Raw genomic sequence first — 9,154 nt, 5'->3', positions numbered from 1 at the left:
GTGCACGGCGCACCGGGACTCTCGCGCGTCGCCAACGCTTCGTGGCGTCGATGCAAGGACCTTGTCACAGCAAAGAGAGGAAGCCAGAATGGGTGAGATGAAGCGCGACAGACGACCGATTAAGAGTGCAAGATAAAAGCACTGTCGCCGAAGGGCGGCCAAGTGGTTGTCTGCACATCCTAGAGTTGGCGCCATTGGCGCGCTACGTATCGCCACCACGTGCTCAACCGACGTAGTCTCTTCGTGAAATTCGTCTGCGTGCTCCGTTTGGGTTTGTCGTGCGGAGAATTCCGGAATCTCGCCGGCAGCAGCGCAGGCGAACTTCTCGAAATATGCTTTCATGTCGACGGAGACCGCCGCGCAACGGTCGCTTCCAAGTCACGTCCAATTGTTCTCAGGACCGTTTCGATCGGCCGCTACTGTTTGGCACACATCGAAGCTTCTCGGAGTTAAGGCGCGGGCGCTCTTTGAAGGGATGAGCGAAATAGGGTGATGAGACGCGGGCTTGAATCGAGGGCTTGACCGCGCGTTCGATCCAGCCTGCAATATGTCGCAGAACGGCCCGAAGGCTTCACTTCCGATAGGTTCTAAGCATCCATGTCAGACTGGCTCTCTTCTGCTATCGACTACATCCCCCCTTGGATCGACTATCAGCGGGAATTATTCGATCAGCCCGGTGTGTCGCTGGCGATCGCTCACAAAGGTCAGGTGCTGCTCGAGCACGCAAGCGGCATCGCCGATCTTGCAACCCGCGAACCGCTCACCTCTCGTCATCGCTTTCGCGTCGCCTCCCATTCGAAGACTTTTACGGCGGCTGGGATCATGTTGTTGCGCGAGCGCGGCAAAATTCGGCTTGACGACCGCCTGGGTCAGTATCTGGCAAATCTGACGCCGGAGGTCTCCGACGTCACTATTTCGCAGCTGCTTTCTCATGCCGCGGGCCTGACCCGCGACGGGCCTGACAGCGGTCAGTTCTCGGACCGCCGGCCCTTCCTCAGTGAGGCGGAGTTTCGCGCCGATCTCTCCGCGCCTCAGCCTCTCGCGCCTGGGGTCACGTTCAAGTACTCCAATCACGGTTTCGCGCTGTTAGGCAAAGTCATCGAGAGGGTGACCGATGAGCCATACGGTCGGTGGATCTATGATCATGTCGTCGCCCCAGCCGGCCTCACCGAGACGACACCCGACTTCGATCCGATCGTCTGTCGTCCATTCGCACGTGGCCACTCGACGCGCCACCCTTATGGCCGGCGCTTCGTCATCCCCGGGGACAATTTGACGAACGATATGGTCTCGGCGACAGGCTTCACGGCTACGGCCGGCGACCTCGCGCTGTTTGTCGGTCAGCTTTCTCCCGGCGCCCAATCGAGTATTTTGACAGCGACAAGCCGCCGCGAGATGACCCGGCGCCACTGGCGCGATGCCCACTCACAACTGGAGCGCTACTACGGTTTAGGCACGATTTCCGGTCCGCCGGGACCGTGGAGTTGGGTGGGGCATGCCGGTGGCTTCCAAGGAACGCTGACGCGCACAGTGGTTCTGCCGGAACAAGATATAGCGATCAGCATCCTTACCAATGCGATAGACGGTCTCGCGAACGTCTGGTTCGAGAGCGTGATCCACATTCTAAAGACCGTCCACGATCTCGGCGTCCCGGGACCTGCAACCGCTCACTGGCGTGGCCGCTGGTGGACCCTGTGGGGTCCGTTGGATTTGGTGCCTGGCAAAGACAAGGTGTTAGTTGCGATGCCAGGCCAACTGTCCCCATTCTTGGATGCGACCGAACTGAGCCCGTCAGGTATCGACGAAGCGATCGTTGCGTCGGCGCAGGCATTCGGCGATCTCGGTGAGGCCTGCCTCCTCGTCCGCGGGCCTGCAGGCAACATCGAGGGAGTCAGAATCGGCAGCAAGCACCTGGTGACTGAAGACGCGATCAAGTCTGAAGTACAGCATCGGTACCAACCGAGCGCGCACGCAACCTAGACAGCGATCCGCTGTCGTTCCATCGACTGTAAGGCCCCCTAAAGGCTGGGTTAAGTCAATAGTTTGATACCCGATCTATGGCGGTTCTTACCAAGGCGATTGCGCGTTCGAGCCGGCTGAATAGAAGTGCGAGATCTTCCGGGGTTGCCTCTTCCATTCGTAGCGTTTCCGCGCTCAATGTTTCTCTCATGAGTTCGTCAATTGAAGAGACGATCTCCGCTGCCTGGCCAAGTTCACCAAAAACATTCGGAGTTGATAATCCTGGGACAATCTCGCCACATGGCGTGATGCGTACCGACAGCATGGTTTTCGAGAGCAAGAGCTTCTCGACAATCTCCACTGGCAGATCGACGGCCGAAACGACCGCCCCGTCCAACCGATACCCAAACCGGTATACGCCGGCGTAGGGCGAGGTCGCGTCGGGTGCTTCAATGAAGGGCTCTAGGTCGGACGCCTGAGGCTTCATAACGTCTCGATAGTTGCGCGCGTCTATATCGCAAAAAAGAGGCGATATGGACTATATTCCCTAGAGACTATATGCCCCATCGTGCCCGATCCTGCAATGCAAGATTGGTGCAGCATCGTAGGGGGAAATGTGCGACGGCTGCGGCAATCGAGGCACATGACGCAAGAGGAACTCGCCTTTGAGGCGCAAATAGATCTGACTTACGTTGGTGGCATTGAGCGGGGCCGTCGAAATCCCAGTTTGTTGGTCATGGCGAGAATCGCACGGGCGCTCTCTGTGCCCATCACTAAACTATTTGTGGAATCCTGAAATCGGCAAAGACGACCGAGGCGCCGTGCCCCTCTGTCAGGCTTGATTGGCCAGCGTTTGTTCCCAACGGGCCCAATGTAGGCCTTTGAACGCGTCGGGGCTCTGAAATGACGAGGCTTCAGGCCCTTGCTCGGGTCGATTTCGAACATGAGGTCGAATTTGCCGGGCGGCGGCATTTTGTGGTCCAGCGCAGCGATTTCGAAGTTCCAGGTTGAGAGCCGAAAAGCGACCGGAGGCAGCATCAATGCGGCGCGCAGTTGCCCTCTCCGTTGCAGCCGGTAATTTTAAATTGGCTAGACTATTCAATGGATTGCGTCAATTTGAACGATACGAGGCGCGGCATCGCGAGCGATCGCTGGTGGGTCGAACCCAGACAATGGTCGATTGTACATCGCGGTTGTCACACGCTATGCCTTTCGGAAGTCGACAGGGCAGCGGACTGACGGCGTATGGGGCGGCGTAAAAGCGCATCGAACACTGGAACTGGCCTTTTGCTCGTGCTGGGCGCGCTGTTCGCCGCCCTGACGGCGGTGTACCAATTCGTCGTCGAGCATCTGGTCGCAGTCGGGACGATCTGCGTAGTTCTCGCGATCGCTTTCCTTTTTGTCAGGTTCGGAACGCGCAAGCCGTCTCCAGTTTCTGCCGCGGGATCCATCGACCGCCCGCCGACGATCGGCGCCGTGCACAGGGCAACCCCGGTGAAATCCGGCGGGAAAGGCCCCCGTCAACGACCTAGCACCGCGAAGTGGATTAAACCAGGCGAGAACATCACCGTTCAAGGCGTCGACATATCCGCGGGCCTCTTCTACTTCGGACCGTCCTTGGCGTTCGAAGGCCGGGAAATCGACGCCTACGCCGTAAATTCGCAGCTCCCCGCGAAATCATCCCGCCCGGACGTCCCGGGTGCTTCGATGCCATACTGGCCGTCCTACGCCGATGTGCCACCTGCGGCCAGGCGCGCGTTTCTCGATTGGATGTCTACCGGACGTCGGTCGACCTCATACGGCATCGGGCACGTCTTTCTGTTCTTCTACGGGTTGGAGCACCGATTGTTCGTCGAGCGCGATCTCGCGAGCGCGCCGGAGCTCGTCGCCGAAGTCGAGCGGCTGGCGGCCGCGCGTACGGACAGCGATTCCTTTCAAGGCTACGCGAAACGTTTCCTCGACGTGGCGAGGTGCGCGGCAGGTATTCCGTTCCCGGCCCCCGAATTATCGCCTGAGCGTTCTTATTCGTCCGAGATGGACCTTGGTGTGCGAATGCATCTTGGGCATCGCCTTTCGCAATCGCGAGTTCTTCTGTCTGAAGACGCTCTCGTCTGGGTGCTTGCCTCGCAGGACGTCTACTTGCGCACGGCCGCCGTCCGATGCTTCGGCGAATTCGTCACCTTGTGGCACCTGCGCTTCCGGGCGAGGTTCGCTGAGGGATTCATCGTCGAGACCTCCGGCAATATCGACGTCGAATACCAAGCGGCGAGCGGCGCTTTCACGGTCCAGGTGGACGGACCGCACAGACATTATCCGGACGTCGCGAAGGCGACGAAATCTCCCGAACCATTGAGGCAGCTCGTGCAGGATTGTACCGACGAACTCGATAGCTTCAGCCGATTGCTGGGAAAGCGACCGGACGCGAGGAATTCGGTGCAGGCCGCGCTCGTGCTGCCGTCCGATCTCCTGTCAGAGACCGGCTTCGAGGCTTTGAACCAGTTCAAGGCCCGCCTGTCGGAGGTGATGGGCGGCCAGGGTCGCGCCAGCACCAAGATGCACACGGTCCTTCAGGCGGCGAACTTCGAAATTCAGGAGCAGGGGAAGGTATCGCCGGTGCTCGCCGACCAATTGAGCCAAGTGCTCGACCTCGTCGATGTGGCCATCGAGCCGGACCGTCGGTTCGGAAGCGCCGTCCCGCAGTCGGACGATCAGGTCTTTCTGTTCAGCGCTCCCGGCGGCGGGCATGTCGATCCCGAGCGTCCGGCCTATCGGACGATGAAGGCCCAGGTCGAGGTCGCCGTCCTCGCCGCGGCGGCGGACGGCCAAACGTCCGGAGACGAGATGTCGCGCGTGATCGCCGGAATCCGGGACGGAAAAGATCTGAGCGCGATAGAGCGGGCGCGCCTTATCGCTTTCGCCGTGACGACCTTCAACAGCCCGCCGAAGCTGTCGAGGGTGATGAAGCGATTGGCCGAACGAAGCGACGCCGAACGCGAGGCGATCGCCAACGCCGCGCTTGCCGTCGTCGGAGGCAGCGGCAGCGTCGATCCGGACGAGGTCAAATTCCTCGAGCGGCTCCATAAGGCCTTGGGTCTTCCCAAGGAGCGCGTCTATTCCGAGCTGCACCGGGCGGCGCCGAGAATCGATGAGCCTGTGGCGATTTCGATCGAAAGGCGCGAGGCCGGAATACCGATTCCAAAGGAAGCGCCGCCGAAACCCGATTTCAGCGCAGACCTTAAAATTGACGTCGCGCGTCTCGCCCGAACGCAGCGCGAGACGGCAGCGGTTTCGGAGCTGCTGGCGAACATCTTCGAGGAAGAGCCGGCGCCCTCCACGGTCGAGACACCGGTCGCCGCCGCCGCAAATGGCGTATCCTTCGACGGCCTGGACCAGCAGCACACCGAGTTACTCGAGCTGATCGAATTGAAGGGATCGATACCGAAAGCCGAATTCGACAAGCGGGCACGCGCCATGAAGCTTCTTCCCGAGGGCGCTCTCGAACGCATAAACGACTGGTCCTTCGACCGCTTCGACGAACTTCTTTTGGAAGAGGGAGACGAAATCGTTATGGCGCCGCAACTGCGGCCGCGATTGGCTGAACTGAGAGAGACGACGACATGAGCAAGGCTCCAAAGGCGATTAAGCCGAAGGAACGCGATACGATCATCCAGGCGCTGAGCGCCGGCGTCGTTCCGCGAATAGGTCTTCCGCACATCCAGGTCGGCAGAGCCGCGGAGATCGGAGCGCTGCTGCGCGACATTGACCGGATCGCCGACGGCGGAGCATCCGTCAGGTTCGTGATCGGCGACTACGGCGCCGGCAAGACCTTTTTCGCAAACCTCATCCGATTGATCGCGCTGGAGCGAAAGTGCGTCACCGTCCATGCGGATCTCGCACCAGACCGGCGTATCCATGCCGGTGGCGGCCAGGCGAGAGCGTTGTATTCCGAAGCGGTCCGCAACATGGCGACGCGGACGAAGCCGGAAGGTGGCGCATTGGCGGCCGTCGTGGAACGGTTGGTGACGGATGCCGTGAAGGAAGCGGGAGAACGGCAGGTCGCCGTGGAGAAGGTCATCGACGACAAATTGGCGCCGATACAGGAATTCGTCGGCGGCTACGATTTCGCGACCGTCCTGAAGGCCTATTGGCGCGGGAGCGAGGCTTCCAACGAGGACCTCAAGACGGCGGCCCTGCGTTGGTTGCGCGGCGAATTCTCGACCAAGACGGAAGCGAACAAAGCACTCGGCGTCAGGACAATCATCGACGACGACAGCGTTTACGACTCCCTGAAATCCCTCGCGTGCCTGACGAAGGTGGCCGGCTATGCCGGGCTTCTCGTCATGCTCGACGAGATGGTGAACATCTACAAGCTGCAGAGCGCCCAGGCCCGAAAGCTGAATTTCGAGCAGATCCTCCGAATCGTCAACGACGCGCTGCAGGGCAACACGTTCAACATCGGCTTCATGATGTGCGGCACGCCGCAGTTCCTGATGGACTCTAGGAGAGGGTTGTACAGCTACGAAGCGTTGCAGTCGCGGCTCGCGGAGAACCAGTTCGCGACCGGAGGCCTGGTAGATCTTTCGGGGCCGGTCATCAACCTTCAGAGCCTGACGCCGGAGGATCTCCTCGTCCTGTTGTCGAACATCAGAAACGTCTTCGCCGCCGGCGATCCTTCCAAATATCTGGTCCCAGACGAGGCGTTGCCCGCGTTCATGCATCACTGCGACCGCCGGATCGGCGAAGCCTATTTCCGGACGCCGCGCACGACGGTCAAGGCGTTCGTCCAGTTGCTGTCCATCCTGGAACAGAATCCCGACGCCAAGTGGCAGGACCTGCTGGGGCAGGTAGAGGTCCCGGCCGACCGCCACGGTCAAGAGGAGATGGTCCCGGAGGGTGGCCCGCAAGCGGGAGATGGCGATGAGCTCACCAGCCTCCGTATCGGGACTTGAATCCGCCTATCATAGGCTCCACCCGAAGATCCGCCGCTGGATCCGCGATCAGGGCTGGGATGAACTGCGTGAGATCCAGGCCCGCACCATCATGGAGGTGCTCGACGGCGATCGCGACATCCTGATCGCAGCGACGACCGCCGCCGGCAAGACCGAAGCGGCATTTCTGCCGATCCTGACTTCGATCGCGGACCGGAAGGCTTCGGGTTTCTCGGTTCTCTACGTCAGTCCGCTCAAGGCCCTCATCAACGATCAGTTCAGGCGCCTAGAGGAAGTGTGCGCGAGCATGGAGATCCCGGTCGTCAAGTGGCATGGCGACGCGCCGCAAGCCGACAAGAAGAAGGCCATGAGCAAGCCGGACGGAGTAGCGCTCATCACGCCGGAGTCAATCGAAGCGATGTTCGTCCGTCGTCCTGCGGACGCCAAAAGGCTTCTCTCGGCCGCGGACTTCATCGTCGTCGACGAACTCCACTCTTTCCTGCAGGGACCGAGGGGCCTTCACGTCGCGAGCTTGCTCCGGCGCATCGATGCGATGGCGGCCCGCCCCGCGCGAAGGGTGGGTCTCTCGGCGACCATCGGCGATTTGGGACAGGCGCGCGCCTGGCTGCGACCAGTAGACCCGGATCGCGTCGCGGAACTTCTGGCGAAGTCCGACGCGCCCGAGTTGAGGCTCCAGGTCAGAGGGTACGTCGAGCCGCCCGATCTGAACGATCCGGATCACGCCGAGGGAGGGACGGGAGCCGAGGGCGGGATGGAGAACGATCTGCCGCATCGGATCGCGCTCGATTGGATTTCGGATCATCTGTTCGAGGCGCTGCGGGGCGGGAACAATCTCATCTTCGGCGGATCGAGGCGGACCGTGGAGTCGACCGCGGACCGTTTGCGGCGGCGATCCGAAAAGCTGAACGTCCCGAACGAATTCTACCCTCACCATGGGAGTCTGTCGAAGGTCTTGCGGGAGGAGCTGGAGGACCGACTCAAGGACGGCAAGCTGCCGACGACGGCGGTCTGCACCTCGACACTCGAGCTGGGCGTCGACATTGGTTCGGTGAAGTCGGTCGCCCAGATAGGTGCACCGCGTTCGCTGGCCTCGCTGAGGCAACGCCTGGGCCGGACAGGCAGGCGCCGCGGAACGCCGTCGGTTCTGCGCATCTACCTGAGAGAGCCTAACATCGACCGGAAGTCTGGAGTTCTTGACCGCCTTCGCCCCAACACGATCAGGTCAGTCGCCGTCGTCAGACTGCTTCTTCAGGGATTCGTCGAGGAAGCCGGCACGTCCCCGGAGATCGCGTCAACGTTGATCCATCAGATCCTTTCCGTGATCGTGGAGCGCGGAGGCATCAGACCCAAACCTCTGTACGATCTTCTGTGCGGGCCCGGGCCCTTCGCGTCGATTGCGCCCGCCGACTTCGCGAACCTGCTGCGCCATCTTGGATCCCGCGACGTGCGCTTCGTCGAGCAGGCTGATGATGGTACGTTGATGCTCGGACAGGAGGGCGAAAGGACCGCGCAATCGCGCAGCTTCTTCGCGGTCTTCGATTCCGGCGAAGAATGGCGACTGACGGTCGGCGGGCGAACTCTAGGAACGTTGCCGATCACCCATCCCATCCACAAGGACGGCTTGGTCGTCTTCGCCGGGAGGCGGTGGGTAGTCCAGGACCTGGACGAACAGACGATGACGCTGGTCGTCGCGCCTCATCCGGGTGGCGTCGTGCCGCGCTTCGAACCCTCGACCGGCGAGCCCGCGCACGACAGGCTAGTAGCGGAAATGCGATCGGTCTATCTCGCGAACGACGTGCCACCTTACCTCGACGAAAAGGCCAAGGTCTTGTTGTCCGAAGGACGCGAGATGTTCAGAAGTCTCGATCTGGAACATCGATGGTTGGTGCCGGAAGACCGGGACATGCACGTCTTTCTATGGAGAGGATCCCAAGCGACCGCGGTCTTCAGTGCGGCCTTGGCGATGGCCGGCCTCAAATCCGGCGTTCACGAACTAGGTGTTTCGGTCTCCAAGATCAAACAGGCGGAGCTTCGCCCGATCTTAGACAAGCTCGCGCAGATGCGGGAAATCGATCCCGAGGGCGTCGCGGAATTCGTCGCCAACATCAAGGTCGGAAAGTTTAGAGAGCAGGTCCCGGAAGGATTAGCACGATCGCTCTGGGCCGAGCAGAACCGGGGCAAGATAGCGGACATATCGGCGATGGCCGGCGGCCCGTAGCCGTCCGAGCTTTCGACCGCGAGGGGGA

The 9,154-nt window shown here is 61.1% G+C and carries 6 protein-coding genes; 5 read left to right on the top strand and 1 reads right to left on the bottom strand.

All coding sequences use genetic code 11. The annotated features are described in order from the left end of the window. Window positions 1-597 precede the first annotated feature (597 nt). Window positions 598-1,980, top strand: a complete 1,383-nt coding sequence (locus AC1VNY_RS25375; protein WP_482407218.1) for a serine hydrolase domain-containing protein — start codon at window positions 598-600, stop codon at window positions 1,978-1,980. A 55-nt stretch (window positions 1,981-2,035) separates the two neighbouring features. Here AC1VNY_RS25375 and AC1VNY_RS25370 read toward each other — a convergent pair whose 3' ends face one another. Continuing rightward, complete coding sequence (locus AC1VNY_RS25370) at window positions 2,036-2,446, bottom strand: hypothetical protein (protein WP_482407217.1); 411 nt, start codon at window positions 2,444-2,446, stop codon at window positions 2,036-2,038. Between the two features lie 96 nt (window positions 2,447-2,542). Here AC1VNY_RS25370 and AC1VNY_RS25365 point away from each other — a divergent pair, with 96 nt between their 5' ends. From AC1VNY_RS25365 to AC1VNY_RS25350, 4 genes are all read left to right on the top strand, one after another. Then, a complete protein-coding gene (locus AC1VNY_RS25365; RefSeq protein ID WP_482407222.1) occupies window positions 2,543-2,755 on the top strand; it encodes a helix-turn-helix domain-containing protein in 213 nt (70 codons plus the stop codon). Between the two features lie 497 nt (window positions 2,756-3,252). Further along, window positions 3,253-5,580, top strand: coding sequence for a tellurite resistance TerB family protein (locus AC1VNY_RS25360; protein ID WP_482407221.1), 2,328 nt, complete (start codon window positions 3,253-3,255; stop codon window positions 5,578-5,580). Beyond that, window positions 5,577-6,908 carry an ATP-binding protein gene (locus AC1VNY_RS25355; protein ID WP_482407216.1) on the top strand — a complete coding sequence of 444 codons (1,332 nt, stop codon included), beginning with the start codon at window positions 5,577-5,579 and terminating at the stop codon, window positions 6,906-6,908. Before AC1VNY_RS25360 ends, AC1VNY_RS25355 begins: the two co-directional genes overlap by 4 nt. After that, the gene (locus AC1VNY_RS25350) at window positions 6,877-9,126 is read left to right on the top strand and encodes a DEAD/DEAH box helicase (RefSeq protein ID WP_482407215.1); all 2,250 of its coding nucleotides are present in this window, start codon (window positions 6,877-6,879) and stop codon (window positions 9,124-9,126) included. Before AC1VNY_RS25355 ends, AC1VNY_RS25350 begins: the two co-directional genes overlap by 32 nt. The last annotated feature ends 28 nt before the right edge of the window (window positions 9,127-9,154 follow it).

This window comes from Bradyrhizobium ferriligni (assembly GCF_056837965.1).
The sequence above is the reverse complement of the archived record's forward strand: the minus strand, read 5'-3'. Positions and strand labels throughout refer to the sequence as shown.

Bases quoted from the DNA above. Each gene is read 5' to 3' on its own strand.
- AC1VNY_RS25375 (WP_482407218.1), top strand. From the start codon at position 598: ATGTCAGACTGGCTCTCTTCTGCTATCGACTACATCCCCCCTTGGATC.
- AC1VNY_RS25370 (WP_482407217.1), bottom strand. From the start codon at position 2,446: ATGAAGCCTCAGGCGTCCGACCTAGAGCCCTTCATTGAAGCACCCGAC.
- AC1VNY_RS25365 (WP_482407222.1), top strand. From the start codon at position 2,543: ATGCAAGATTGGTGCAGCATCGTAGGGGGAAATGTGCGACGGCTGCGG.
- AC1VNY_RS25355 (WP_482407216.1), top strand. From the start codon at position 5,577: ATGAGCAAGGCTCCAAAGGCGATTAAGCCGAAGGAACGCGATACGATC.
- AC1VNY_RS25350 (WP_482407215.1), top strand. From the start codon at position 6,877: ATGAGCTCACCAGCCTCCGTATCGGGACTTGAATCCGCCTATCATAGG.